Raw genomic sequence first — 23,707 nt, 5'->3', positions numbered from 1 at the left:
GCCCGGGCCCGCAAGGGCCGGGTGTCCTACAGACCAACCCCCATCCACCATGTCCGACCTGCTCCCCCTATTGACGCAACAGCTGTTCAACGGCTTGTCGCTGGGCGCCATTTATGCCTTGATTGCCATTGGCTACACCATGGTCTATGGCATCATCGGCATGATCAATTTCGCGCACGGCGAGATCTACATGATCGGCGCCTATGTCGGGCTGGTCACGCTCTCGGCCATTGGCGTGGGCAGCGGCGTCCCCATTCCGCTGATGGTGCTGGCCATGCTGGTCGTGGCCGTGCTGGTAACGGCGGTCTATGGCTTTGCAGTTGAAAAGATCGCCTACGCGCCGTTGCGCAACAGTCCACGGCTCGTGCCGCTGATTTCGGCCATCGGCATGTCCATCTTTCTGCAGAACTGGGTGGCCACGGGGCAGGGCGCCCGGGACATGGCGGTGCCGTCGCTGATCACCGGGTCGTTCGAATTCACGCTGGGCACCAGCGACTTCACCGTGACGGCGCCCTATTCGCGCATCATGATCATTCTGGTGACCATCGTCATGATGGTCGGCCTGTCCCTGTTCATCAAGTATTCCCGCACTGGCCAGGCGTCGCGGGCCTGTTCGCAGGACCTCAAGATGGCCAATCTCCTGGGCATCGACACCAGCCGCATCATTTCCGTCACGTTCGTGATTGGCGCCATGCTGGCAGCCGTCGGGGGGGTGTTGATCGCCCTGGCCATCGGCAAGCTGAATCCGTTCATCGGCTTCATTGCCGGCATCAAGGCTTTTACGGCGGCAGTGCTGGGCGGCATCGGCAGCATTCCGGGCGCCATGCTGGGCGGGGTGCTGCTGGGGCTGGCAGAAACCTTTGCCGCGGCCTTCATCTCGTCACAATACAAGGACATCGTTGCATTTCTGCTGCTCGTGCTGATCCTGCTGTTCCGTCCCACGGGGCTGTTGGGCAAACCCGAGGTTGAGAAAGTCTGATGAGTCAACATATCAAGAACGCCCTGATCGCAGCCCTGATGGCGGGGATCATCATCGCGCCGGTATTTGGCCTGCAGATACTGCGACGCGGCCAGGAAACCTACCTGCAGCCCGACTGGACGATGATCATCGGCGGCATGCTGATCATTTTCGTCGTGCAGATGCTGCGCCCGCTCTGGAAACTTCGCAAGACCGGGGTCAGCCATTTCAGGGTGCCGCCGATCACCGACGCCGTGCGCCGGAAAGTCATCCTGGTGCTGGTTCTGTTTGCCTTGGTCTGGCCTTTCTTTACCGGGCGCGCCCAAGTGGATATCGCCACACTGGTGTTGATCTACGTGATGCTCGGCCTGGGCCTGAACATCGTGGTGGGCTATGCGGGGCTGCTCGATCTCGGTTTCGTGGGCTTTTATGCAGTCGGTGCCTACACGTATGCCTTGCTATACCACTGGCTGGGCTGGACCTTCTGGGAGGCGCTGCCGTTTTCGGGCCTGGTGTCCGCCTTCTTTGGCTATATCCTGGGCTTCCCCGTACTGCGCCTGCGCGGCGATTATCTCGCCATCGTGACCCTGGGTTTCGGCGAAATCATCCGCCTGCTGCTCATCAACCTGTACGATTTCACGGGGGGCCCGGATGGGGTGTCGGGCATTCCCAAGCCGTCGCTTTTCGGCTATCAGCTCACACGGCGCTCACTCGACGGCTCGCCCACGTTCCACGAGGCCTTCGGGATTCCGTTCAACAGCCAGGACGTGGTCATCTATCTCTACCTGCTGGCCCTCATCCTGGTGCTCATCACGCTGTTCGTCACCAGCCGGCTCATTCGCATGCCGATCGGGCGCGCCTGGGAAGCCCTGCGCGAAGACGAGATCGCCTGCCGTTCGTTGGGCCTGAATCCACGCAATATCAAGCTGTCGGCCTTCACCATGGGGGCCATGTTCGCGGGGTTCGGGGGGGCGTTCTTCGCGGCGCGCCAGGGCCTGGTCAACCCGGAGTCGTTCACCTTCATCGAATCCGCCCTGATTCTCGCCATTGTGGTGCTGGGGGGCATGGGCTCGCAGGTCGGCGTCATCCTGGCCGCCGTGCTGCTGACCGTCGTGCCGGAGATCGCCCGCGAGTTCGCCGAATACCGGATGCTGATCTTCGGTCTGGTCATGGTGGTCATGATGGTGTGGCGCCCGCAGGGGCTGCTGCCCATGAAGCGCCCGCAAGTGGAGCTGGAATCATGAGCGATCCATTGCTGAGCGTCAGCGGGCTGACCATGCGCTTTGGCGGCCTGCTGGCCGTCGATCAGGTCGAATTCGAGGTCCATCGCGACGAGGTCTTTGCCATCATCGGGCCCAACGGGGCAGGGAAGACCACGGTCTTCAACTGCGTAGGGGGGTTCTACAAACCCACGACGGGTGCGATCACCATGGACGGACACCCGATCACCGGGCTGCCCAGCCACAAGGTGGCACGCCACGGCCTGGTGCGCACCTTCCAGAACGTGCGCCTGTTCAAGAGTCTGACGGTGCTCGAGAATCTGCTGGTGGCCCAGCATACGCATATGGAAACCGGGCTCATACAGGGTTTGCTGAAGCTGCCCTCGTTTCGACATTCCGAAACCGAGGCCAAACAGCATGCCGTCCAGTGGCTGGATTTCATGGGTATACGCCAGTATGCCAATCGGGAAGCCGGCAACCTGGCCTATGGGCACCAGCGGCGCCTCGAAATCGCGCGCTGCATGATCACCAAGCCGCGGCTCTGATGCTCGACGAACCGGCGGCGGGCCTCAACCCCCAGGAAAAACGCGATCTGCAGGCCCTGATCGACCAACTGCGCCGGGAGTACGATGTGGCCGTGTTGCTCATAGAGCACGACATGAGCCTGGTCATGGGGGTGTCGGACCGCATTCTGGTCATGGAGCACGGCAAACCGATCACGACCGGCTTACCCGATGACGTGCGCCGCGATCCACGGGTCATCAAAGCCTATCTGGGGGAATAAGGGTGCTCAAGCTTGAAAACGTCAGTACGTTTTATGGCGCCATCCAGGCGCTCGACGGGGTGTCGGTCGAAGTCAATGAAGGCGAGATCGTCACCCTGATCGGTGCCAATGGCGCAGGCAAGACGACCCTGCTCATGTCCGTATGCGGCAACCCCCGTGCACGCGCCGGCAGGATCACTTTCCTGGGCGAGGACATCACCGAGCTGCCCACCCACGTCATCATGCAGATGGGCATGGCCATATCACCCGAAGGCCGGCGCGTGTTCCCGGACCTGACCGTCTACGAGAACTTGAACATGGGGGCGTTTTTTCTCAACCGCAGCCAGACCGAAGACAGCATGGCGCACGTCTTCGAACTGTTCCCTCGCCTGAAAGAACGCGCCAGCCAGCGCGCGGGGACCATGTCCGGCGGCGAGCAGCAGATGCTGGCCATTGGGCGGGCCCTGATGACGCGCCCCAGGCTGCTGCTGCTCGACGAGCCCACGCTGGGCCTGGCGCCCCTGATCATTGCACAGATCTTCGACATCATCCGCACCATTCGCGATGAAGGCGTCACCGTGTTTTTGGTCGAGCAGAATGCCAACAAGGCCTTGCAGGTCGCCGATCGCGGCTATGTGCTCGAGACGGGCCAGGTCGTCATGTCCGACACGGGGGCAAACCTGCTGGTCAACGACGATGTGCGCAAAGCCTATCTGGGGGCCTGACAGGGCCCCGGCATCAGGCCAAGCCCTGGGTGGGAAGCCAGGGCCCTGGGTTTTTCAGGCCAGGCCCTGGGCCCGAAGGGCGGCCTGTACGCCCGGATCGCGCTCCATGCGGGCATAGAATCGGGTCAGCTCGGCGAAGTCATCGACAGGGACCTCTTTGGCATGCGCCCAACGCAGCAGAACATACAGGTAGGGGTCGGCCACCGAGCGCTGGCCAGTGAGCCAATCGCGCCCGCGCAGGCGGTCGTTGGCGATGGCAAAGAAACTGCGCAGCATGTCGGTGGCTTTGGCTGAAAGCGTCTGGGCGGCGGCTTCATTGCCATCGCTGAATTTCGATGCGCCGAAAATCAGACCGAACGTGCGGTGCATGTCTGAGTTGCAGAAACTGAGCCAGCGGCGGGTTTCGGCACGGCTGACCGGGTCGTCGCCGAGGAGCTCGGCTTGCGGGTTCAGTTCAGCCAGATATTCGAGGATGGCCGCGCTTTGCGTGAGGACGAAATCCCCATCGACCAGGGTGGGCACCAGCCCTTCGGGGTTGAGCGCGAGATAGGCGGGTTCTTTGGTTTCTTCGCGAGTGAGCCGTTGCGTGTCGTAGGGCTTGCCGATCCATTCGAGGACGATGTGGGTCACCAGGGGGCACGCACCGGGAAAATAATAAAGCTTCATCTGGGTTCCATGTGAGACGTGAACATCAAGCATGTTATACCACCGGATCCACCGGTTCGGTGTAGAACTGGCAGCCATCTCAGGGGTCGGTTAGACTACTGGCCATTGCCGCATACTGCGACTCGTTTTGTTTCTGTCATGTCTAACGCCTTGCGCATTGCCATCAACGGCTACGGAAGAATAGGGCGCTGCGTGCTGCGCGCGCTACTTGAATCCCCCCATCACCAGAACATGCAGGTCGTGGCCATCAACGAGCCGGCCGACCTGGACGCCATGGTCCACCTGACCCGCTTCGATTCCACGCACGGGCCCTTTCCGGGTACGGTCGAGGCCCTGCCCAACGCCATGGTGATCAATGGGCACCGCATCGCCGTGACGCATGAGCCCGAGCCGGCTCGGGTGCCTTGGCATGACATCGCCCCCGACCTGCTGTTCGAATGCTCGGGGCATTATGCCACCCGGCAGGCTCTGGAACGCTTCATCGCCGCTGGCTGCCCGAAGGTGCTGGTCTCCCACCCGACGCACAGCGCCGAGGACGTCGATCATACTGTGGTGTACGGCATCAATGAACAGGGCCTGAGCCGCGATCAGCGCATCGTTTCGGCGGCATCCTGCACCACCAATGCAAGTGTGCCGGTGCTGGATGTGCTGGATCGGCATCTCGGCGTGCGCAGCGCCATGCTCAGCACCCTGCATTCGGTCATGAATGACCAGCCCATGATCGATGGCTATCACCATAGCGACTTGCACCGCACACGCTCGGCCATGCAGTCCATCATACCTGTGGCCACGGGCCTGGCAGCGGGCGTGGAAAGGCTGCTGCCGCATCTGGCCGGCCGGATACAGGCCAAGGCCATCCGCGTCCCCATCCACAATGTGTCGGCTATCGACCTGGTCGTGCACCTCGAGCAGCCCACCACTGTGCAGGCCTTGAACGCGCTGTTCGAAGAATCGGCCCGTATGCACCCCGACCTGTTCGCCTGCACGCGCCAACCCCACGCGTCGGTGGACTTCATTCATGATTCGCACTCTGTCATCATCGACCAGGGCCAGACCAGCGTCAATCAAGGCCATTTTGCGAACATGCTGCTCTGGTTCGACAATGAATGGGGTTTTGCCCATCGCATGCTTGACGTCGCCAGTGCCTGGGCCCGCGTTTTCAAAGCGGGCCATCCCTGACGGCACCCTGTCTCCATCCCTCCAGACCTTGTATTTTCCAGGAGTATTTCATCATGGCTGACTGCCGCACCGAAACTGACTCGATGGGTGCCATCGAGGTTCCAGCCACCCACTATTGGGGCGCGCAGACGCAGCGTTCCATTCAGAATTTCCCGATCGGGGTCGCGCGCTTTCGCTGGCAGGCACCCATGATCCGCGCCTTGGGGATCCTCAAGAAGGCGGCGGCCCTGGCCAACGCAGAGCTGGGCGAGTTGCCAGAGGAGACCGCCGCGCTGATCGTCCGGGCCGCCGATGAGGTCATTCTCGGCAAGCACGATGACGAGTTCCCACTGGTGGTATTCCAGACGGGTTCGGGCACGCAGTCCAACATGAATGCCAACGAGGTGATTTCCAACCGCGCCATCGAATTGGCGGGCGGCAAAATGGGCTCCAAGACACCCGTACATCCCAACGATCACGTGAATCGGGGGCAATCGTCCAACGATACGTTCCCCACCGCCATGCATATTGCCGTGGCCAGCGAACTGCAGGGCCGTTTCTTTCCGGCGGTCCGCACGCTGCGCGACACGCTGGCCGAGAAAGCGCGGGATACCGGGCAGATCGTGAAGACGGGGCGCACGCACCTGCAGGATGCCACTCCCATCACCGTCGGGCAGGAAATCAGCGCGTGGGTGGCACAGATCGATTTTGCGCTCGAGTGCGTGCAGGCGGCGATGCCCGGTATCTACAGCCTGGCCATCGGAGGCACGGCGGTCGGCACCGGCCTGAACGCGCATCCGGCATTCGGCGCGCGGGCCGCGGCCCACATCTCCGAGATCACGGGGCAGCCCTTCGAGAGCGCCGACAACAAGTTCTTTGCCCTGTCGGCGCACGATGCGCTGGTGAATCTTTCGGCGGCCCTGCGCACGCTGGCTGGCGCCTTGATGAAGATCGCCAACGACGTGCGCTGGCTGGCGAGCGGGCCGCGCTGCGGCATCGGCGAACTGGACATCCCCGAAAACGAACCTGGTTCGTCCATCATGCCGGGCAAGGTCAACCCCACGCAGTGCGAGGCGCTCACCATGGTCTGCGTACAGGTCTTTGGCAATGATGCCGCCGTGGCGTTCGCGGGGTCGCAAGGCAACTTCCAGTTGAATGTCTACAAGCCGGTGATGGTGCATAATGTGCTCGAGAGCATCGAACTGCTGGCGGATGCCTGCCTCTCGTTCAACGAACACTGTGCCGTGGGCATCGAACCCAATCGGGCGCGTATTGCAGAGAATCTCGACAAGAACCTGATGCTGGTGACCGCCCTGAATCGCCATATTGGCTACGATAAGGCCGCGGCGATTGCGAAAAAGGCCCATAAAGAGCACAGTACGCTGCGTGAAGCGGCCCTGGCCCTGGGTTTTCTCACCGATGCGCAGTACGATGAATGGATAGTGCCCCTGGAGATGACCCATCCCAGCAAGGCCTGAGCGGCCGTATGCGGCCTTGGCTCCAGTCCCGGCTCCGGCCGGGGCGCGGCCAGGCGGGCCCACCGGCATTCTGGCCACATGGGTCGGCATGGGCTCGCGACGGGGCAGGGGATAGACGCATATGGCAAGTACGATACACATCAAACGGGCTTACGAGGCGGCCGAAGAGGCCGACGGCCTGCGGGTCCTGGTCGACAGGCTCTGGCCCCGCGGGCTCTCCAAGGCCACATTCCAGTACGACCTCTGGTACAAAGACCTGGCGCCCAGCACGGCACTGCGCACGTGGTTCGGCCACAAACCCGAACGCTGGGACGGTTTTCGCCAGGATTACCTCAAGGAACTGCAGGCACCCGAAGCGCAGGCGCGCCTGCGAGCCCTGCTGGACCAGGCCGATGGCCGGCCCTTGACCCTGCTGTACGGCGCGCGCGACACCGAGCACAATCAGGCGGTCGTCCTGGCGGGCGTCCTGGGGGCCTTGCAGACATGAAGCCGCCGGCAACGATCCGGGGCAGGGGGGGCGGCCACATGGCGGTCCGCATTCAGGGTGCGCCATGTTGTTGATCTATTTCGGTTCGCAGTCGGCCTGGGCGTTGGGCCTGATGCTGCTGATCTTTCTGCTGGCCGCGGTGATTGCCATCCAGGCCCAACGCCAAAGGGCGCAGGGGGGTAACGAAGAGCTGCCCGGTATGGTGGGCGAGGTCACCCAGGAAACCGATGGCCGCGGCCGGGGCTGGGCGCTGGTGCGGGGCGAGGTCTGGCAGGTCCGCTCAAAGGCGCCCTTGCAGGTCGGGCAGGCGGTGCGGGTGCGCAGCGTGCAGGGCCTGGTGCTTCAGGTCGAGCCGTCTGGCCACTCGTCAGACCATTCGTCTGGCCATTTGAACCAAGACACCGAGGTGACGCGATGATGTTTCTGAATCTGGGCTCTTTCATCAGCCTGGTCGTACTGGTTTTCCTCTTCACCGTGCTGCTGCGGCTCTTTCGGATTCTGCGCGAATACGAACGCGGGGTCATCTTCACGTTGGGCCGCTACGGGGGCACCAAAGGGCCGGGCCTGATCGTGGTGATCCCGTTCCTGCAACAACTGGTCCGGGTCGATACGCGGGTGGTCACCATGGACGTAGAGCCCCAGGACGTGATTTCACGTGACAACGTATCTGTACGGGTCAATGCCGTGGTGTATTTTCGGGTGGTGGATCCGGCAAAAGCCATCATCCAGGTCGAGCAGTACTACGAGGCCACCAGCCAGCTTGCACAAACCACGCTGCGGGCCGTGCTGGGCAAACACGAGCTCGATGAAATGCTGACGGAGCGCGAAAAGCTCAATACCGATGTCCAGGCCATCCTGGATGCCCAGACCGATGGCTGGGGTATCAAGGTCACAAACGTCGAAATCAAACACATCGACCTCAATGAAACCATGATCCGCGCCATGGCGCGCCAGGCCGAGGCGGAGCGCGAGCGGCGGGCGAAGGTCATCCACGCCGAAGGCGAGCTGCAGGCCTCGAAGGCGCTGGCCGAAGCCGCTACTGTTCTGGCCAGCGAACCCTCTGCCATGCAGTTGCGCTATCTTGATACGCTCACGCAGGTTGCCGGCGACAAGTCGTCCACCTTGGTGTTCCCCATTCCGATCGACTTGCTGGCGGGCTTCATGCGGCAGCCCGAGACTGTGCTTCGCTCAGGAGCTGGCCCAGAATCGCGCCCACACGCAGGTCTTCGGCCTGACCCAGGTGATTCAGCCGCACGCGCCCCAGATCGTCCAGAATGATCAGGGTCGGGGTGCCCTCGAGCGCCCAGGCCTGCATGGTTTGGGGGACGGGCTGGCCTTCGGTGCCAGGCATGTCGATCCCCACCGGGAAACGGATGCGGTATTCCTGGATGAACGCCCTGAGGGCGGTTTCGGTCATTGCATCATGGTGTTCGAACACGGTGTGCAGGCCCAGCACTTGCAGCCGATCGGCCGGGAAGGCCTGGTGGATGGCCTTGGCCTGTGGAATGCCGTGCGCCACACAGCCCGGGCACAGCATCTGAAATGCGTGGATGACGACGACTTTGCCGTGCAGCTGCTCGAAAGAGGGCGGTTTGGTGTCGTCGGACCAGTTGATCCAGGTCCGTACAGACCAATGAGGTAATGTCTGCCCCGGTATCATGGTACTGTGCTCCTGAGGCCCGTACAGCGTTTATCATAAACTGCTCTGGCGTTGGAATGAAAATACCTACACGGCCTGTATGATTATCCTTCAATACCCGTGTCAGTCGTGGTGTAATGCAGGCTGACCAACCCACTCACTCATTCGATACCTTTGGAGACCATGCCCATGAAACTGTCTGTCGTTGCACTGAGCCTGTCCCTGCTGGCTTTCGGGTCTGCCGTCCAGGCAGCACCCGACTACGCCCAGGTCAGCCCCATCCTGACCAAAAATGCCTGCCTGGCGTGTCACGCGGTCGACAAAAAAGTCATTGGTCCGGCCTACGAAGAAGTGGCCGCCAAGCACAAGGGGCAGGCCGACGCAGCGGCCGTGCTCACCAAACACATCAAAGAAGGCAGCTCCGGGGTATATGGTCCGATTCCCATGCCGCCCAACGTCGGTATTTCCGATGCCGACATCGCGGTCGTGGTCGAATGGCTGGTTGCCGGTGCGCCGCACTGATACCCGCCGTCAGATCTCTGCATGCTGAAAGGCAGCGCCAGCCCACACGGCTGGCGTTTTTGCTGGTGGCCTCGCACCGCCTGTCGACAAGGATCGCCTTTCCATTACTTTACATAATATACATTATGCGAATTTTATCCTGGGTGCCGGATCCTGATATCATCAGACACGGATCAGGATTTTGGCTGGTATCACACCAGTTCGATCAGTTGAACAAGGGGTTGTCATGGCAGGGATTGCATTGGTGACGGGCGCGTCGGCTGGCTTTGGAGCGGCCATTGCGGGGCGTCTGATCGAACAGAAATACACCGTAGTCGGTGCCGCGCGGCGCCTCGACCGGCTCGAGCAGCTGCGCGAAAAACTAGGGGCGGATTTTCATCCCTTGGTGATGGACGTCACCGACCCAAGTGCCGTAGAACATGGGGTGGCTTGGGTTCAGTCCCAGTTCGACGGCATCGACGTGCTGGTCAACAACGCTGGGCTGGCCCTTGGGGTTGCGCCAGCGCAGGAGTCCAGCCTGGCGGATTGGGAACAAATGATCGCCACCAACGTGCTCGGGCTCACCCGCCTGGTACACGCCGTACTGCCCGGCATGGTTCGCCGCAATCAGGGCCACGTCATCAACCTGGGGTCGATAGCGGGCGTCCACCCCTACCCTGGCGGCAACGTCTACGGGGCCACCAAAGCCTTCGTGCACCAGCTCAGCCAGAATCTGCGGGCCGACCTCTGGGGCACGCGGGTGCGGGTCACCAACATAGAGCCCGGGCTGTGTTGCGGGACTGAATTCTCGCTCGTGCGCCTGGGGGATGCGGCCCTGGCCAAGGCCGTCTACGATGGCGCTGACGCGCTGACCGCCGAAGACATCGCCGATGCCGTCGTCTGGGCCACTACCCGGCCCGGTCGGGTCAACATCAACACCATCGAACTGATGCCGGTGTCCCAGGCCTTTGCCGGCCTGAAGGTTCACCGCGAGGGCTGATGCCATGCCAAAGCGTTTTTTCCTGGCGGGTTTGTGCCGGGCCGCCACCCTGGCTGTAGCCGGTGCCGTACTGGCGGGCTGCGCGAGCGGCCCCCAAGACGACCTCTCGCTGGTTCCAGCGGCACTGGACGACGAGACCAGCACGCAGGGCTACTTTACCCAACCCGTGCGCTACACCCGGCTGCCGGCCGGCTGCGAAGGCACGTGTCCGAAACTGGTGGTGGACTCGCTTGCCTTTCCTGGCCATCCGAAGCTGACCCAGTTGGTCGATTATGCCCTGGCAGGCATGACCTGGCTCGACCAGGAACGGCCCGCCCCCTACGAGACGATCGAGGAATTCGAGGCCTATTATCTGAAGACTGCCGCGGCCCGCGACGAAGTCGATCTGATCGCCCGTACCCGGTACCGCAATGCCGACCTGACGACACTCGAACTGACCTCGGGTCAGTACCAGACCGGCATGGCCCATGGCATTACCGGAACGCAATTCATCAACTGGGACAACCGCACAGAAAAAGTGCTGACGCTTGGCGACTTGCTGCAATCGGGGGCTCAAGGCGCCTTCAACGAGCAACTGCGTGCCGCGCATGCCCAATGGCTGCAGAAACAGGCGGATCAGGTCGACGATACCGATGCCTTCAACCGCATGTGGCCTTTCGCGCCCACCGACAACGTAGCACTGACGGATCTGGGGTTGGTGGCCAAGTATCAATCCTATGAAATCGCACCCTATGCCTGGGGCCAGCCCGAGCTGCTGATCCCCTATAGCCAGCTCGGCGACATTCTGCGCCCCCGTTACTTGCCGCCGACCCGCTAAGCGTGCCGCCCCGCCCCGCCAAGGATCTCACTGCATCCCGGCCGGGGTGTGGTCGAACCGGTCCAGGTCGAAATAGCGCGAGAAAGAGGATTCATCCTTGCGAGGCGCCGCCTGCTGCTGCGGCAGTTCGGATGCGATGCTGTTCGAGCCTGGGATACCCCGGGGCAGCAGTTCGGCGATACTGTGGCCAGCCCGGGGCCGCGCCGCCTGCGCCCCGGCTTGACGCCGCGCAGCAAAGGCTTGCGATTCAGCCGCCAGCCAGGCCGCCATGCGTTGGTGGTTCTGCTTGTTGGCCCAATCGACGGCTGTTTCCCCTGTGACATTGAACATCGTGGGATCCGCCCCCTGCGACAACAGCAGGGTGGCCATCTCCTGTTTGCCGGAAAGGGCCGCCATCATGAGCGGCGTGGTGCCGTCAGGCCCCGGAGCGTTGATGATGGCGCCTCGATCGATCAGCAGCTGCGCCATGCCCATCTGAGCCTTCGAGGCGGCATAATGCAGCGGCGTCCAGCCCAGGCGATTGACCTGCGCCCCGGCCTGTATCAGCTTCTTTGCGCGCTCGGTTTCCCCCAAGATGGCCAGGTACATGAGCGGCGTTTCATTCAAGGCATTGGCCTGGTCGACGTCGACCCCCGCCGTGGTGGCGAGCAAGTCGAACACCTGCCAGGATTGGTCCCGTGCCGCCTGTGTCAGGGCCGGGTTGCCCTGATCGTTCAGCGCAGCGGGATCCACCCGACGCAAAAGCATGTCCTGCACCGTCCTGGCGTCATCCCGGCGAATCGCCGACCACCAGTCGGCTGGCGGGTCGATCTGTATTTGTACGACCTGGCCAACCGCCGGCCCGAGCAGCAGGCCAGCCAGCAGCCAGCCAGCCAGCCCCCGCCCTATGATGCGGCGAAACCGCGCGGAGGAAGGCATGCGCACGCTGCGCCAGGCGTGCCGTGCCGCACGCCAGCGTTTATGTAAAGCATGCCGGTTCATTATCGAGTGAGCCATTGTGATGTCTCCCTGAATCAGGCGGCCGCCAAGGCGCCGGCTTTCTTGAACAAGGTGAAATAATTGTGCGTCGTGGCCTCGGCAATGGTGCCCACGGGCACACCGCGCAGTTCGGCAATTTTTTCGGCCACGTGGATGACGCGTGACGGATCGTTCAGTTTGCCACGATAGGGCACGGGCGAGAGATAAGGGGCATCGGTTTCTATCAGCATCCGCTCCAGGGGGACACGGCGGGCCACGTCCTGGATCTCGCGCGCATTCTTGAAGGTCACGATCCCGGAAAACGAAATATAAAACCCCAAATCCATGGCGGCCTGCGCTACGTCCCAGTTTTCGGTAAAGCAATGCATGACGCCGCCATGCGCTTGCTCTTCGCGCATCAGCCGCAAGGTATCCGCCGCTGCGGCCCGGGTATGGATGATCAGCGGCAACCCGGTCTGGTTGGCGGCCTGGATGTGCAGCCGGAACCGCGCCTGTTGCTGGGGCGATGGCTCGGCCAGCCGGTAATAGTCCAGCCCGGTTTCGCCGATGGCCACCACGGCCTGGTGTCGAGTGCGGTCGAGCAGATCTTGTAAAGTCGGCTCGAGGCCATCGTCGTCTTCCGGGTCATTGGCCGGATGAACGCCTACCGAAGCCCGCAAGCAGGCATGCTGCTCGACGAGCGCAAGCAAATCGGGCCAGTCGCGCAAATTGACCCCCACGACCAGCGCGTGCTCGACCCGGGCGTTGCGCATGCGGGCGAAAACCTGGGGCAAATCGGCCAACAAGGCCGGATCGTTCAGATGACAGTGCGAATCGACATACATGGCGTCAACTCCGAAAAGCGCAGAGCAGGCGGGTTGCGGCATGGGCGGCCTGCAATCCGGTGTTGAGCGGATGGCGTGCCAAGCGGCGCTGCTCTACCAGCCAGCGCGCCACGTCGGCCCAGGCCTGTGGGTCCAGGCGATCCGCTGCCTGAGTAAGTTCCGTCTGCATGGATGGATAATAACGGGCCTGTATGCCGTGCGCGGCCAACCGGATGTCGAGCCACAGGCGCTGAAAAGCGTCGACCCAGACCAGCGTGTCCTGTGTCGACAGTGCGTGCGCCAGCGCCGACCCGTCGTCCTGGCGGCCCGCCCGCGAAAGGAACATCTGCAGAAATTCCGGCACGACGGCACCCGTGGCCATGTCGAGCGCGAGCAACGGCGCGCCGCCACTGGCCGCGAGGCGCTCGGCGGCCTGGGCGGCGCCCCGGGCCTGGAGCCACTCCAGGGCCTGCGTCGGTTTGGGCGCCTGCAGATGCAAGCGGCGGCAACGTGATACCAGGGTGGGCAGCAGGCGATCCGGGGCGTCGCAGACCAGCAGGAAGGCGGTGCGCTCTGGAGGCTCCTCGAGGGTTTTGAGCAGGGCATTGGCGGCCGTGGGGTTCAGCGTATCGGCCGGGTACAGCAAGGCCACTCGCCAGCCGCCGCGGTGGGTCGCCAGATTGAACCAAGGCAGCAGCGCGCGCAGTTGATCGATACGGATGTCCCGCGACGCTTGCTTCTTGTTGTCGGCGTTTATCTCTTCGCCCTCTTCCAGCGCGATGGCATCCGGCCGTATCCGGCGCAGGTCGGGATGGTTGCCGGCCTGTACCCAGCGACAGGCCTGGCAGCGCCCACACGCCATGCCGCCGTCAGTCGGATGCTCGCACAGCAGCGCCGCCGCCCCCGCCTGGGCAAAGTGCAATTGGCCCGTGCCGCGTTGGCCATGAATCAGCCAGGCGTGTGCGAAGCGCTCGCGTTCGGAGAGCCAGCGGCGCGCGGTCTCTTCCTGCCACGGGAGAAAGGATTGAGTGAACATATCAAACGGCGTCAGGCACCGGAGGCGCCGGAAATCTTTCGATCAACTGTTGCAGCACGGCGTCTAGCTGTGCCTGGATGGCGGCCAGGGGCAGGCTGCCATCCAATACATGAAACCGGCCGGGATCGGCGGCCGCCCGGTCATGATACGCTTGCCGCACGCGCAAAAAAAAGGCCATGGATTCCTGTTCGAAGCGATCCGACCCGTTGCGCCCCCGGCCCAACCGGCTGCGGGCCACATCGGGCGCGATGTCGAACAGCAAGGTGCAATCGGGTGCCCTGCCCCGCATGACCCATGCGTCCAGCTGCCGTATCGCTTCGCACCCCAGCGCCCGGCCGCCGCCCTGATAGGCGTAGGATGCGTCGATATGGCGATCGCAGAGCACCCACTGCCCCTGGGCCAACGCAGGCTGTATGCGCGTCTGCCAAAGCTCGTTGCGGGCCGCGAACATCAATAAGGCCTCTGTGCGCGCCTGCATGTCGTGATGCAGCAGCAGGTCGCGCAGCGATTCGCCCAGCGGCGTGCCACCGGGTTCGCGGGTGCTCAACAAGCGGATTCCGGCCGCGCGCAGACGGGTTTCCATCCACGGGATGTGAGTGCTTTTCCCCGCCCCGTCCAGGCCTTCGAGTGAAATGAAACAGGCAGATTGGCGCATGCTTAGGGTTTGCTCAGTATGTATTTGTTCACCGCCCGGTTGTGTGCGCCCAGGCTGGCAGAGAATTCGCTCGTGCCATCCCCTCTGGACACGAAGTAGTAATAGCCGTGCTTTTCCGGATGCAGTGCGGCTTCGAGCGACGCTTTGCCCGGATTGGCGATCGGCGTGGGTGGCAGGCCCGCTCGGGTATACGTATTCCAGGGGGTGTCGCGCTGGAGATCTTTTTTACGCAGGCGCCCATGGTAACCGGCACCCAGGCCGTAAATCACGGATGGGTCTGTCTGCAGCGGCATGCCGGCGCGCAGGCGATTGGTGAATACGCCCGCGACGCGGGCGCGGTCTGCCCCATGGCCCGTTTCCTTCTCGATGATCGAAGCCAGGATCAGGGCTTGATACGGGTCATCCAGCGGCAGGTCGGGATCGCGCTCGGCCCATGCCTGGTCCAGGATCTGCCGGCTTGCCCTGGCAGCCCGGCGCAGGATGTCGAGGTCCGAGCTGCCGGGCACGAACACGTAGGTATCCGGGTGAAGCAGGCCTTCGGCCGAGCGGGCATCCAGGCCCAGTTCGGCCAACAGAGTGGATTCGTCCATACCCTGCGTATCATGCCGCACCTGGGGGTTTGCGTCCAGCGCGGCGCGGATCTGCGCGAAGGTCCAGCCTTCCGGGAAGGTCAGGCGCACCAGCGTCATGTCGCCGTTGACCATGCGCTGCAGCAACTGCCACGGTGTATCGCCATGTCGGGCCTCATAGGCACCCGCCTTGAGGTTTTTGTCCTGGCCGCTGAAGCGGGCCAGGGCGACGAAGGCATCGGCCTGCACGTCGATGCCGGCCTGCTGCATGGCCTGGGCGATCTGCCGCGGCGTGCTGCCCCGCTCTATCAAGTAGTCCACCACGGGGGCCTGCATGGGCACGGGGCGGTGCCAACCCCACCAGGCCGCGGCGGCCACGGCGATGGCGGCAAGCAGCACCGCCAGCACAATGAGCCAGAGTGCGGACTGGAGGATTTTTTTCATGTTCGCCAGTGTACTGTAATCTTCAGCACCGCCATGGCAGCGGGGCGTCGAGACCGGTATGATGACCGGTATGATTGAAGCTTCATCCGTTGGTTCTGGTGTTCAAATGATTTCCTGCGACAACACGCGTCCCGTTCAACCGGTATCGGGCCTGGATGGCCAGTGGCGATTGGACGAAGTCGCCTGCCTGCATTTCGCGGGCTCGGAGGCCCGGGCTTTTCTGCACGCACAGCTCACCCAGGCCGTGTTGGATCTGGAACCTGGGCGCGCGCGCGCAGCCGCCTACTGTACGGCACAGGGTCGGGTTCTGGCCAGCGGCGTTCTTTGGGCGCTGGGGCCAGACGAATTGCGCTTCATGGTCTCCAGCGACCTGGCCGCAGACCTGCAGCAGCGCATGCAGCGGTACGTGATGCGCGCCGATGTTCGCATCGCACTCGAAGAAGGGGGGCAAGTGGCTGGCATGCGGGGGGCCGAGCACGTGCCCGAGCGGCTGCACTCGGCCCCTCCGTGGACGGTACAGGCAGATGATGCGGGTTGCTGGATTTCAGGCCCCGGTTCCAGCACGGCATCCCCCTGGGCTTGGCATGTGGCAGCGGCATCGGCGGCGCCGTCAGCCGCCGGGCCCACGGATGGCGCTGCCGGTTGGCAAGCCGGCCGCCTTCTCGCCGGCTGGCCCCTGGTTCGCGCGGCGACCCAGGGGATGTTCTTGCCGGCTTCCTTGAACATGGATCTGAATGGAACCATTCATTTCCAGAAAGGCTGCTATCCGGGCCAGGAAATCATCGCCCGCAGCCACTACCGGGGTACGGTGAAGCGGCGGCTGGCCACTGGCCATGGCCCCTGGCCGGGTACCGGCGCAGGCCCAGCCGCCGGCTCGGACCTGTTCGAGCCGGCGGGCTCTGGCCGACCCGTCGCGCGCCTGATCGAGGCCTGCGTCTGGCATGGCCATGTCTATGCCGCGGTCGAGGCTCTGGTGGCCGATGGGCCCGAGCTGCAACTGGCGTCAGGTTCTGCGCAGGGCCCGATCCTGGCCGTGCGAATGGCTTGATGGCCGTCTGATGGCCTGACGCCAAGGCCGCTGCTGGGGTCAGCCCTTTTGGTGATACAGCTTGAGAATGCTCGAGAAATCGAGCTTCCCGTGCCCTTGCGTGCTGTGCAGCGCATATAGATTGCGGGCCAGCTCACCCAGCGGTGTCGTGGCGCGCGCATGCATCGACGCCTCGGCCGCAAGCCCCAGGTCTTTGAGCATCAGATCGACCCCGAATCCACCGGCGTACTCGTGCGAGGCGGGCGCGTGTTCCATGACGCCAGGCCAGGGATTGTAGAGTTCCGTGGCCCAATTTCGGCCGGAACTTTTGGCAATGATATTGGACAGTGTTTTTGGGTCCAGGCCATTGGCCACGCCCAGCGCCAATGCTTCAGCCGTGCCCGCCATCAGGATGCCGAGCAGCATGTTGTTGCATATTTTGGCGACCTGGCCCGCACCCGCTTCGCCGGCATGAAAGATGTTCTTGCCCATGGCCTCGAGCAGCGGGCGGGCCGCCTGCAGGTCTGCTTCGGCGCCCCCGACAATGAAGGTGAGCGTACCGGCCTGGGCCCCGCCCGTCCCGCCCGATACCGGCGCATCGATCATGCGTATGCCCCGTTCGGCGGCGGCCCTGGAGACTTTGCGCGCGGATTCCGGCGCAATGGTGCTGCATTCCATGACCAACGTGCCTTTGGCGATGGCCGATAAGAGCCCCTGTTCGCCGAGATACAGGCCTTCGACGTGCTGGCTGGCCGGCAGCATGGTGATCACGGCATCGACACCGGAGACGGCCTGCGCAGCGGATTCTGCCGCGCTGGCGCCTGCCTGCTTGAGCCCCTGTACGGCCGCCGGCACGAGATCGAATACCTTCAATGTATGGCCAGCCTTGAGCAAATTATGGGCCATGGGGCTGCCCATATGACCCAACCCTATGAATGCGATGGTGCTGCTCATGTATATCTCCTTGTGGCGAGAACGAAAATCGTGGCGGGATCAGCAGGTTTCAGCGGTTTCTGGCCGCCCTTCGAGGCCGAGGTCGGCCAGGGGATGGGTCTCGCCATCCGGCCAGGGGGCCTCGAAGAAGCGCTGTACCCATTGCTCGGTGGCCTGGTCCAGCGTCGCGGGTTGCCAACGGGGTGATTTGTCCTTGTCGATGAGCAATGCGCGGATACCCTCGCGAAAATCCGGCTCAGCACAGCAATGGATAGAGGCGATGAATTCAGTGCGAAAGACATCCGCAAGAGAAGCATGGCGCGCGTGTTCGAGCAAGGCCATGCTCAGGCGCGCCGAACCCGGCGAGCCGGCCAGGAACGTTCTGGCGGCCCGCTGCAGCCAGGGATCCTCGTGCGTCTCGAGCGCGCCGATGCCTTGCGCGATTTGCCCGAGATCGGACCGGTTGCAGATCTGGCGGATCATGGCTGCATACTTTTGCAACGGGCCGGACCCGTCTGGGGTGATCTGCAGGCTGTCGAGCAGCGCATCGACCTGAGCGGCATGCGCTGCTGGTCTGGCATCCCACTGAAGCGCCTGCAGACCCTGCAGAACGTCGGCATAGGATTGGGCCGACAACATGCGGTCGGCCAAGCCGTAGTGCAGGCAGTCGGCCGCGCCCAGCTGAGCGCCCGTCAGGGCAAGAAAAAGCCCAATGCCGCGCGGCATGTTCGCCAGCATCCAGGTGCCGGCGACGTCGGGATACAGGCCGATGGTGATCTCTGGCATGGCATAGCGGGTGGTTTCCGTCACGAGCCGGTGGCTTGCCCCCTGCAAAAGCCCGACCCCGCCGCCCATGACGATCCCGTTGCCCCAGCAGAGGATGGGTTTGCCGTAGGTATGGATGCGATAGTCGAGGCGATATTCGGTCGAGAAGAAATCCCGGGCAGCCTGATTGGCCCAGGCGTTGCCTGCGGGCGTCTCGAGCATGCCCCGATACAGGCCATGCAAGTCGCCGCCTGCTGAAAATGCCCTGTCGCCCGCACCCCGCATCACGACGGCAGCCACCCCGTCATCTGCATGCCAGGCGCTCAGCCGGGCATCCAGCTGCTGGCACATCTCGAGCGACAGCCCATTGAGTGTCTGCGGGCTGTTCAGTGTGGCCACGCCAATGCGCTTGCCCGAGTGGCCGTTGAGTTCTTCGAACAGTACGGGATCATTCATCGTAAATCTGCCTCTTGAGAAAGAATGTGGCGCGCCACGATGACGCGCATGATTTCGTTGGTGCCTTCGAGAATCTGATGCACGCGCGTATCGCGGACCAGCCGTTCGAGGGGATAGTCCTTGAGGTAACCGTAACCTCCGAGGATCTGCTGGGCATCCAGGCAGGACTGGAAGCACAAATCCGTGGCCAGGCGCTTGGCCATGGCGCAATAGGCGGTTGCCGAAGGATCGGCCTCGTCCAGCTTGCTGGCGGCCAGCCTGACCATCTGCCGCGAGGCGACGATGTTCGTCAGCAGGTCGGCCAGCTTGAACTGCAGCGCCTGGAAATCCGCCAATGGCTGGCCGAACTGGCGCCGCTCGTGCATGTAGCGGCGGGCGGTTTCATAGGCCCCTTGGGCGGCGCCCACGGAGCAGGTGGCGATGTTGATGCGCCCGCCATCCAGCCCTTTCATGGCAAAGCGAAAACCTTCGCCTTCTTCTCCCAGGCGGTTTTCGATTGGAATGCGCACGTTTTCAAAGGTGATCGGCCGGGTCGACTGGCTGTTCCAGCCCATTTTGCGTTCTTTGCGGCCATATGTGATGCCGTCCAGGTCGGCCGGCACGACAAACGCTGAAATGCCTTTGGGGCCCGGGCCGCCGGTACGCGCCATCAGGACCATGACGTCGGTCTCGCCGCCGCCCGAAATGAAGGCCTTGGCCCCGTTCAGGACATAATGCCCCCCTTCGCGTCGCGCGCTGGTGGTCAGCGATGCCGCATCGGAGCCCGCGCCAGGCTCGGTCAGGCAGTACGACGCCAGTTTTCCGCCCGTCGCCAAGAGGGGCCCCCAGTGATCCCGTACAGCGGGCTGTGCCCATGCACCGATCATCCAGGTGGCCATGTTGTGAATGGTAATAAAGGCGGCCGTAGAAGGATCCACGGCCGCCATTTCTTCGAAGACCAGCGTGGCGTCCAGCCTGGGCAACCCCAGCCCGCCGATGTCTTCGCTGGCGTACATGGCGCAGAAGCCCAGCTCGCCCGCCTTGGCAAAAGCCTCTTTGGGGAAGATTTGCTGCTCATCCCAGGACTCGGCATGCGGGGCGAGTTCGCCCTGGGCGAACTCGCGGGCAGTCTGGGCAAAGGCCAGTTGTTCATCACTGAGGCGGAAATCCATTGTTCATGTCTCCTGAGTTGAGGGTTTACTGTACCACCGGATCGTCGTTGACAGCGCCCATGGGCGGCGCATCCACGTCGGCCTGTGCGGTGGACGGATTTTTCCGTTGGCGCCGGCCCGCCCGCCTGCGACGGGTATCGACGGGATCGAACACCAGGGGCCGATACAGCTCGATGCGGTCGTTGTCCACCAGAACGCGCCGGCCGTCGCAGCGTTCGCCATAGATGCCAATCGCTGGAAAATGGTCGGTGAATTCAGGAAATTCGCGTGCAAAATCACTGTGCGCCAAGGCCTCTGCGACCGTGGTGCCCTCGGGTACCTGGAGGGTCTGGCGCCACAGGCGGGTGGGTGCGGCAAAAGCAATGTGAATGCGCATGTCAGCCCTTGTACACGTCATAGGCGCGCCGCGTGAAAGAATCGATGAAGCTGCTGGCAATGCGATTGAACACGGGCCCCACGACGGCCGACAGTGCCCGGCTGGAAAACACGTATTCCATGGTATAGGATACTTTGCAGCCGTCTGTTCCCAGTGCGTCGAACGCCCAGTATCCTGTCAGGTTCGAAAAGGGCCCATCAACCAGATGAAATACGATGCGATGCGGATAATCGTGCTCGTTGCGGGTCGTGAAGCTTTGCCGGATACCGGCAAAATGAATGTGCACCGTCGCCTGCATGCCGGTGTCGTTCTGCCAGTGCACCTGAGCCCCCCCACACCAGGGCATGAAGTCGGGGTATCGCGCCACGTCGGCAACCAGGTCGAACATCTGTTCGCAGCGAAAAGGGACAAGGACGGAGCGTTGGATGGATGGCATGAGATGCGTGCGTCGGGTCCGGATGGATGGGATAGAATGACAGGATTTTACCCACCCTGGCCAGAGAAGGCTTCATGAGCATTGTAGAGAATCGCAAGGCCACCCACGATTACTTCATCGAAGAGCGCTTCGAGGCGGGTCTCGTGCTCGAGGGCTGGGAAGTAAAAGCCATCCGGGCGGGCCACGTGCAGCTGAAAGAAAGCTACGTCATCGTGCGCGATGGCGAGCTGTGGCTGCTCGGGATGCACGTCAGCCCCCTGCCCACCGCGTCCACTCACGTGCACCCCAACGCTACGCGCACCCGCAAGCTGCTGTTGCACGCACACGAAATCAACAAGCTCATCGGCAAGGTCGAACAGCGCGGCTATGCGCTCGTCCCCCTGAACCTGCATTACAAGAAGGGGCGCATCAAGCTGGATTTCGGCCTGGGGCGCGGCAAGAAACTGCACGACAAACGCAGTACCCAGCGCGACAAAGACTGGGCGCGCGAAAAAGAGCGCCTGATGAAACACGATACGCGCCAGCGCAAAACCGCCTCTTGAGCCCGCCTCTTGAGCGCCGCGCCGGCAATATGTGCCGGCTTGCCGCGTGCGGGCAGCGCCCGCGGCGGACGGCTCAAGCGGGAGCGCGAACCGACAAGCCTTCCAATTGCAGCAGGCGCAGTTTCCGGTCGAGCCCGCCACCATAGCCATTGAGCGTATGGTCTTTGGCCAGGATGCGGTGACAGGGGATGATGATGCTGATCGGGTTGCGGCCGACAGCCGCCCCCACCGCCCTGCCATGCCGCGCACTGAAGCCCGCCCGCCCCGCCAGTTCGCCATACGAAAGCGTGCTGCCAAAGGGAACGGCGAGCAGGGCATCCCAGACTTTTTTCTGAAACCCAGTGCCATGCGCGGCGAGCGGCAGGTCGAAATGGCGCCGCCGGCCTTCCCAGTACTCGCCCAGTTGTTGCTCGACCTGGGCGAAGAGCTGGCGCACCCGTGCGGGTGGTTCGCCGCCGGCGCCGATGTAGCGAATGGCGGGCCGAGACGCGGGTACGGCCCCACCGGCCCTGGCGCTTGTGTCGGGCGGGCCGCCCTGATCTGCTTGCCCTGCCACCCGGAACGAGTGCAGCGGCTGCCCATTGCGCTGGCCGAGCGCCGGCCCGCGCGCGCGTGCCGAAGAGACCGGATCCAGCCCGGGGATGTGCGGGCAATCGGCCTGATCGGCGAAATACAGGCCGGCCAATGTGCCCTCTTCTGCTTGAAGCAGGATGGGACCGAGAGGCGAAGCGATCAGTGCGTAGTACGACATGGGGTTGGGTATCTGTCAGGCGGCGACCGCGGGTTTGGCAAGGCGTTGCCACGTATCGACTACTGTATCCGGATTCAGCGACATCGACAAGATCCCCTCGTCGCGCAGCCACTGCGCCAGATCGGGGTGATCGCTGGGCCCTTGGCCACAGATGCCCACGTACTTGCCCGCCTTCAGGCACGCCTGGATGGCGCGGCTCAGCATGAAGCGCACGGCGGGATCGCGCTCGTCGAAGTCTGCGGCCAGAAGCTCCAGGCCGGAATCCCGGTCGAGCCCCAAGGTGAGCTGGGTCATGTCGTTGGAGCCGATGGAAAAACCGTCGAAAAATTGCAGGAATTCTTCTGCCAGAATGGCATTGGACGGTATTTCGCACATCATGATGAGGCGCAGGCCGTTTTCCCCGCGCCTGAGGCCATGGTGGGCCAGTTCGTCGACCACCCGCTGGGCCTGCCCCAGCGTACGCACGAACGGAACCATGATCTCGACATTGGTCAGGCCCATTTCGTCGCGCACCTTCTTGAGCGCTTCGCACTCCATGCGGAAGCACTCGGCGAAATCGTCGGAGATGTATCGGGACGCGCCGCGAAAGCCCAGCATGGGGTTTTCTTCTTCGGGTTCGTAGCGGGATCCGCCCACCAGCTTGCGGTATTCGTTCGACTTGAAATCCGACAGGCGCACGATCACGGGCTTTGGATAGAACGCCGCGCCGATCGTGGCCACGCCTTCGGCCAGTTTTTCGACGAAGAACGCCCGTGGGCTGGCATAGCCGCGGGCCGCCGACTCGACGGCCTTTTTGAGATCGCCATCGACATTGGGGTAGTCGAGCACCGCTTTGGGATGCACATTGATGTTGTTGTTGATGATGAACTCGAGCCGCGCAAGCCCCACCCCGCTGTTGGGTATCTGGGAAAAATCGAACGCGAGCTGTGGGTTGCCCACGTTCATCATGATCTTGACGTCGATGTCGGGCATCTGCCCCCAGCGCACCTCTTCGATTTCTGTTTCGATCAGGCCATCGTAGATGCGGCCTTCGTCTCCCTCGGCGCAGGACACCGTGACCTCGCGGCCATCCTCGAGCACCTGGGTGGCGTCTGCGCAACCCACGACGGCCGGAATGCCCAGCTCGCGCGCAATGATGGCGGCATGGCAGGTGCGCCCGCCCCGGTTGGTGACGATGGCCGACGCCAGTTTCATGACCGGCTCCCAGTTGGGATCGGTCATGTCCGTCACCAGGATATCGCCCGAGCGGACCTGGTCCATTTCGGAGATATCGGCCACCACGCGAACCTTGCCCGAGCCGATCTTCTGCCCGATGGCTCGGCCTGTGACCAGGACATCGCCGGTTGCCTTGAGGCGGTAACGCTCTTGCACAT

General features: G+C 63.2%; 27 protein-coding genes and 1 pseudogene. 14 read left to right on the top strand and 14 right to left on the bottom strand.

Annotated elements, in window-relative coordinates:
- The first annotated feature begins 49 nt into the window (after window positions 1-49).
- The 4 genes and pseudogenes from livH (at window position 50) to WCZ84_RS04140 (ending at window position 3,666) form a co-directional block, all read left to right on the top strand.
- Complete coding sequence (gene livH, locus WCZ84_RS04155; RefSeq protein WP_372685000.1) at window positions 50-979, top strand: high-affinity branched-chain amino acid ABC transporter permease LivH; 930 nt, start codon at window positions 50-52, stop codon at window positions 977-979.
- Window positions 979-2,202, top strand: a complete 1,224-nt coding sequence (livM, locus tag WCZ84_RS04150; protein ID WP_372684999.1) for a high-affinity branched-chain amino acid ABC transporter permease LivM — start codon at window positions 979-981, stop codon at window positions 2,200-2,202. Before livH ends, livM begins: the two co-directional genes overlap by 1 nt.
- A pseudogene (livG, locus tag WCZ84_RS04145) lies at window positions 2,199-2,962 on the top strand (high-affinity branched-chain amino acid ABC transporter ATP-binding protein LivG). Before livM ends, livG begins: the two are co-directional and overlap by 4 nt.
- 2 nt (window positions 2,963-2,964) lie before the next feature.
- The gene (locus WCZ84_RS04140) at window positions 2,965-3,666 is read left to right on the top strand and encodes an ABC transporter ATP-binding protein (protein WP_372684998.1); all 702 of its coding nucleotides are present in this window, start codon (window positions 2,965-2,967) and stop codon (window positions 3,664-3,666) included.
- A 54-nt stretch (window positions 3,667-3,720) separates the two neighbouring features.
- Here the strand turns inward: WCZ84_RS04140 and WCZ84_RS04135 are convergent, their stop codons facing one another.
- Window positions 3,721-4,332, bottom strand: coding sequence for a glutathione S-transferase family protein (locus WCZ84_RS04135; RefSeq protein ID WP_372684997.1), 612 nt, complete (start codon window positions 4,330-4,332; stop codon window positions 3,721-3,723).
- Between the two features lie 138 nt (window positions 4,333-4,470).
- Between WCZ84_RS04135 and WCZ84_RS04130 the strand changes: the two genes are divergently transcribed.
- The 5 genes from WCZ84_RS04130 (at window position 4,471) to WCZ84_RS04110 (ending at window position 8,733) form a co-directional block, all read left to right on the top strand.
- The gene (locus WCZ84_RS04130) at window positions 4,471-5,511 is read left to right on the top strand and encodes a type I glyceraldehyde-3-phosphate dehydrogenase (protein ID WP_372684996.1); all 1,041 of its coding nucleotides are present in this window, start codon (window positions 4,471-4,473) and stop codon (window positions 5,509-5,511) included.
- 53 nt (window positions 5,512-5,564) lie between these two features.
- Window positions 5,565-6,968: a class II fumarate hydratase gene (gene fumC, locus WCZ84_RS04125; RefSeq protein ID WP_372684995.1), complete on the top strand. Its 1,404-nt coding sequence runs from the start codon at window positions 5,565-5,567 to the stop codon at window positions 6,966-6,968.
- A gap of 121 nt (window positions 6,969-7,089) precedes the next feature.
- Window positions 7,090-7,455 carry a DUF488 domain-containing protein gene (locus WCZ84_RS04120; RefSeq protein ID WP_372684994.1) on the top strand — a complete coding sequence of 122 codons (366 nt, stop codon included), beginning with the start codon at window positions 7,090-7,092 and terminating at the stop codon, window positions 7,453-7,455.
- Window positions 7,456-7,519: 64 nt separating this feature from the next.
- Window positions 7,520-7,873 (top strand): NfeD family protein, encoded by a 354-nt coding sequence (locus tag WCZ84_RS04115; RefSeq protein WP_372684993.1) that lies wholly within the window; start codon window positions 7,520-7,522, stop codon window positions 7,871-7,873.
- A complete protein-coding gene (locus WCZ84_RS04110) occupies window positions 7,870-8,733 on the top strand; it encodes a slipin family protein (RefSeq protein WP_372684992.1) in 864 nt (287 codons plus the stop codon). The genes WCZ84_RS04115 and WCZ84_RS04110 overlap by 4 nt, the downstream gene beginning before the upstream one ends.
- On the opposite strand, the gene WCZ84_RS04105 is transcribed toward WCZ84_RS04110, so the two are convergent.
- Entirely contained in the window at window positions 8,615-9,115 is a 501-nt protein-coding gene (locus WCZ84_RS04105; RefSeq protein WP_372684991.1) for a TlpA disulfide reductase family protein, read from the bottom strand. The two genes, WCZ84_RS04110 and WCZ84_RS04105, sit on opposite strands and share 119 nt — an antisense overlap.
- 168 nt (window positions 9,116-9,283) lie before the next feature.
- Between WCZ84_RS04105 and WCZ84_RS04100 the strand changes: the two genes are divergently transcribed.
- The 3 genes from WCZ84_RS04100 to WCZ84_RS04090 all read left to right on the top strand — a co-directional run bounded on the left by WCZ84_RS04100 (window position 9,284) and on the right by WCZ84_RS04090 (window position 11,412).
- Window positions 9,284-9,616 (top strand): c-type cytochrome, encoded by a 333-nt coding sequence (locus tag WCZ84_RS04100; protein ID WP_372684990.1) that lies wholly within the window; start codon window positions 9,284-9,286, stop codon window positions 9,614-9,616.
- 226 nt (window positions 9,617-9,842) lie between these two features.
- Entirely contained in the window at window positions 9,843-10,595 is a 753-nt protein-coding gene (locus tag WCZ84_RS04095; RefSeq protein ID WP_372684989.1) for an SDR family NAD(P)-dependent oxidoreductase, read from the top strand.
- Between the two features lie 4 nt (window positions 10,596-10,599).
- Window positions 10,600-11,412 carry an RsiV family protein gene (locus WCZ84_RS04090; protein WP_372684988.1) on the top strand — a complete coding sequence of 271 codons (813 nt, stop codon included), beginning with the start codon at window positions 10,600-10,602 and terminating at the stop codon, window positions 11,410-11,412.
- Window positions 11,413-11,439: 27 nt separating this feature from the next.
- On the opposite strand, the gene WCZ84_RS04085 is transcribed toward WCZ84_RS04090, so the two are convergent.
- The 5 genes from WCZ84_RS04085 to mltG form a co-directional block, all read right to left on the bottom strand.
- On the bottom strand, window positions 11,440-12,330 hold the full coding sequence (locus WCZ84_RS04085) for an ankyrin repeat domain-containing protein (protein WP_372684987.1): 891 nt from the start codon (window positions 12,328-12,330) through the stop codon (window positions 11,440-11,442).
- Between the two features lie 95 nt (window positions 12,331-12,425).
- Complete coding sequence (locus tag WCZ84_RS04080) at window positions 12,426-13,214, bottom strand: TatD family hydrolase (protein ID WP_372684986.1); 789 nt, start codon at window positions 13,212-13,214, stop codon at window positions 12,426-12,428.
- 4 nt (window positions 13,215-13,218) lie between these two features.
- A complete protein-coding gene (gene holB / locus WCZ84_RS04075) occupies window positions 13,219-14,229 on the bottom strand; it encodes a DNA polymerase III subunit delta' (RefSeq protein ID WP_372684985.1) in 1,011 nt (336 codons plus the stop codon).
- A gap of 1 nt (window position 14,230) precedes the next feature.
- Window positions 14,231-14,884 carry a dTMP kinase gene (gene tmk / locus WCZ84_RS04070; protein WP_372684984.1) on the bottom strand — a complete coding sequence of 218 codons (654 nt, stop codon included), beginning with the start codon at window positions 14,882-14,884 and terminating at the stop codon, window positions 14,231-14,233.
- 2 nt (window positions 14,885-14,886) lie between these two features.
- Window positions 14,887-15,897 carry an endolytic transglycosylase MltG gene (gene mltG / locus WCZ84_RS04065; RefSeq protein ID WP_372684983.1) on the bottom strand — a complete coding sequence of 337 codons (1,011 nt, stop codon included), beginning with the start codon at window positions 15,895-15,897 and terminating at the stop codon, window positions 14,887-14,889.
- Window positions 15,898-16,003: 106 nt separating this feature from the next.
- Between mltG and WCZ84_RS04060 the strand changes: the two genes are divergently transcribed.
- On the top strand, window positions 16,004-16,945 hold the full coding sequence (locus WCZ84_RS04060) for a folate-binding protein YgfZ (RefSeq protein ID WP_372684982.1): 942 nt from the start codon (window positions 16,004-16,006) through the stop codon (window positions 16,943-16,945).
- A gap of 39 nt (window positions 16,946-16,984) precedes the next feature.
- Here the strand turns inward: WCZ84_RS04060 and mmsB are convergent, their stop codons facing one another.
- From mmsB to WCZ84_RS04035, 5 genes are read right to left on the bottom strand one after another with little or no spacing between them, the layout of a single operon-like run.
- Window positions 16,985-17,878, bottom strand: a complete 894-nt coding sequence (gene mmsB / locus WCZ84_RS04055; RefSeq protein WP_372684981.1) for a 3-hydroxyisobutyrate dehydrogenase — start codon at window positions 17,876-17,878, stop codon at window positions 16,985-16,987.
- 39 nt (window positions 17,879-17,917) lie between these two features.
- Window positions 17,918-19,078, bottom strand: a complete 1,161-nt coding sequence (locus tag WCZ84_RS04050; protein WP_372684980.1) for an enoyl-CoA hydratase/isomerase family protein — start codon at window positions 19,076-19,078, stop codon at window positions 17,918-17,920.
- Window positions 19,075-20,229: an acyl-CoA dehydrogenase family protein gene (locus tag WCZ84_RS04045; protein ID WP_372684979.1), complete on the bottom strand. Its 1,155-nt coding sequence runs from the start codon at window positions 20,227-20,229 to the stop codon at window positions 19,075-19,077. The genes WCZ84_RS04050 and WCZ84_RS04045 overlap by 4 nt, the downstream gene beginning before the upstream one ends.
- A 25-nt stretch (window positions 20,230-20,254) precedes the next feature.
- On the bottom strand, window positions 20,255-20,605 hold the full coding sequence (locus WCZ84_RS04040; RefSeq protein WP_372684978.1) for an RnfH family protein: 351 nt from the start codon (window positions 20,603-20,605) through the stop codon (window positions 20,255-20,257).
- Between the two features lies 1 nt (window position 20,606).
- Complete coding sequence (locus tag WCZ84_RS04035) at window positions 20,607-21,041, bottom strand: type II toxin-antitoxin system RatA family toxin (protein ID WP_372684977.1); 435 nt, start codon at window positions 21,039-21,041, stop codon at window positions 20,607-20,609.
- 74 nt (window positions 21,042-21,115) lie between these two features.
- Between WCZ84_RS04035 and smpB the strand changes: the two genes are divergently transcribed.
- Entirely contained in the window at window positions 21,116-21,583 is a 468-nt protein-coding gene (gene smpB / locus WCZ84_RS04030; RefSeq protein ID WP_372684976.1) for an SsrA-binding protein SmpB, read from the top strand.
- 73 nt (window positions 21,584-21,656) lie between these two features.
- Here smpB and WCZ84_RS04025 read toward each other — a convergent pair whose 3' ends face one another.
- Together WCZ84_RS04025 and ppsA are read right to left on the bottom strand one after the other, a co-directional pair.
- Entirely contained in the window at window positions 21,657-22,334 is a 678-nt protein-coding gene (locus WCZ84_RS04025; protein WP_372684975.1) for a methylated-DNA--[protein]-cysteine S-methyltransferase, read from the bottom strand.
- A gap of 15 nt (window positions 22,335-22,349) precedes the next feature.
- Window positions 22,350-23,707 (bottom strand): phosphoenolpyruvate synthase (gene ppsA, locus WCZ84_RS04020; RefSeq protein WP_372684974.1); only part of this gene is annotated, 1,358 nt, incomplete at its 5' end.

It is taken from the genome of Castellaniella sp., assembly GCF_041675725.1.
Taxonomy (GTDB): Bacteria; Pseudomonadota; Gammaproteobacteria; order Burkholderiales; family Burkholderiaceae_B; genus Castellaniella.
This window is presented reverse-complemented; position numbering and strand designations above follow the sequence as displayed.

Excerpts from the sequence above, each read along its gene's own strand:
- livH (WP_372685000.1), top strand. The coding sequence starts at position 50 with ATGTCCGACCTGCTCCCCCTATTGACGCAACAGCTGTTCAACGGCTTG.
- livM (WP_372684999.1), top strand. The coding sequence starts at position 979 with ATGAGTCAACATATCAAGAACGCCCTGATCGCAGCCCTGATGGCGGGG.
- WCZ84_RS04135 (WP_372684997.1), bottom strand. The coding sequence starts at position 4,332 with ATGAAGCTTTATTATTTTCCCGGTGCGTGCCCCCTGGTGACCCACATC.
- WCZ84_RS04130 (WP_372684996.1), top strand. The coding sequence starts at position 4,471 with ATGTCTAACGCCTTGCGCATTGCCATCAACGGCTACGGAAGAATAGGG.
- fumC (WP_372684995.1), top strand. The coding sequence starts at position 5,565 with ATGGCTGACTGCCGCACCGAAACTGACTCGATGGGTGCCATCGAGGTT.
- WCZ84_RS04120 (WP_372684994.1), top strand. The coding sequence starts at position 7,090 with ATGGCAAGTACGATACACATCAAACGGGCTTACGAGGCGGCCGAAGAG.
- WCZ84_RS04115 (WP_372684993.1), top strand. The coding sequence starts at position 7,520 with ATGTTGTTGATCTATTTCGGTTCGCAGTCGGCCTGGGCGTTGGGCCTG.
- WCZ84_RS04110 (WP_372684992.1), top strand. The coding sequence starts at position 7,870 with ATGATGTTTCTGAATCTGGGCTCTTTCATCAGCCTGGTCGTACTGGTT.
- WCZ84_RS04105 (WP_372684991.1), bottom strand. The coding sequence starts at position 9,115 with ATGATACCGGGGCAGACATTACCTCATTGGTCTGTACGGACCTGGATC.
- WCZ84_RS04100 (WP_372684990.1), top strand. The coding sequence starts at position 9,284 with ATGAAACTGTCTGTCGTTGCACTGAGCCTGTCCCTGCTGGCTTTCGGG.
- WCZ84_RS04095 (WP_372684989.1), top strand. The coding sequence starts at position 9,843 with ATGGCAGGGATTGCATTGGTGACGGGCGCGTCGGCTGGCTTTGGAGCG.
- WCZ84_RS04090 (WP_372684988.1), top strand. The coding sequence starts at position 10,600 with ATGCCAAAGCGTTTTTTCCTGGCGGGTTTGTGCCGGGCCGCCACCCTG.
- WCZ84_RS04085 (WP_372684987.1), bottom strand. The coding sequence starts at position 12,330 with ATGCCTTCCTCCGCGCGGTTTCGCCGCATCATAGGGCGGGGGCTGGCT.
- WCZ84_RS04080 (WP_372684986.1), bottom strand. The coding sequence starts at position 13,214 with ATGTATGTCGATTCGCACTGTCATCTGAACGATCCGGCCTTGTTGGCC.
- holB (WP_372684985.1), bottom strand. The coding sequence starts at position 14,229 with ATGTTCACTCAATCCTTTCTCCCGTGGCAGGAAGAGACCGCGCGCCGC.
- tmk (WP_372684984.1), bottom strand. The coding sequence starts at position 14,884 with ATGCGCCAATCTGCCTGTTTCATTTCACTCGAAGGCCTGGACGGGGCG.
- mltG (WP_372684983.1), bottom strand. The coding sequence starts at position 15,897 with ATGAAAAAAATCCTCCAGTCCGCACTCTGGCTCATTGTGCTGGCGGTG.
- WCZ84_RS04060 (WP_372684982.1), top strand. The coding sequence starts at position 16,004 with ATGATTTCCTGCGACAACACGCGTCCCGTTCAACCGGTATCGGGCCTG.
- mmsB (WP_372684981.1), bottom strand. The coding sequence starts at position 17,878 with ATGAGCAGCACCATCGCATTCATAGGGTTGGGTCATATGGGCAGCCCC.
- WCZ84_RS04050 (WP_372684980.1), bottom strand. The coding sequence starts at position 19,078 with ATGAATGATCCCGTACTGTTCGAAGAACTCAACGGCCACTCGGGCAAG.
- WCZ84_RS04045 (WP_372684979.1), bottom strand. The coding sequence starts at position 20,229 with ATGGATTTCCGCCTCAGTGATGAACAACTGGCCTTTGCCCAGACTGCC.
- WCZ84_RS04040 (WP_372684978.1), bottom strand. The coding sequence starts at position 20,605 with ATGCGCATTCACATTGCTTTTGCCGCACCCACCCGCCTGTGGCGCCAG.
- WCZ84_RS04035 (WP_372684977.1), bottom strand. The coding sequence starts at position 21,041 with ATGCCATCCATCCAACGCTCCGTCCTTGTCCCTTTTCGCTGCGAACAG.
- smpB (WP_372684976.1), top strand. The coding sequence starts at position 21,116 with ATGAGCATTGTAGAGAATCGCAAGGCCACCCACGATTACTTCATCGAA.
- WCZ84_RS04025 (WP_372684975.1), bottom strand. The coding sequence starts at position 22,334 with ATGTCGTACTACGCACTGATCGCTTCGCCTCTCGGTCCCATCCTGCTT.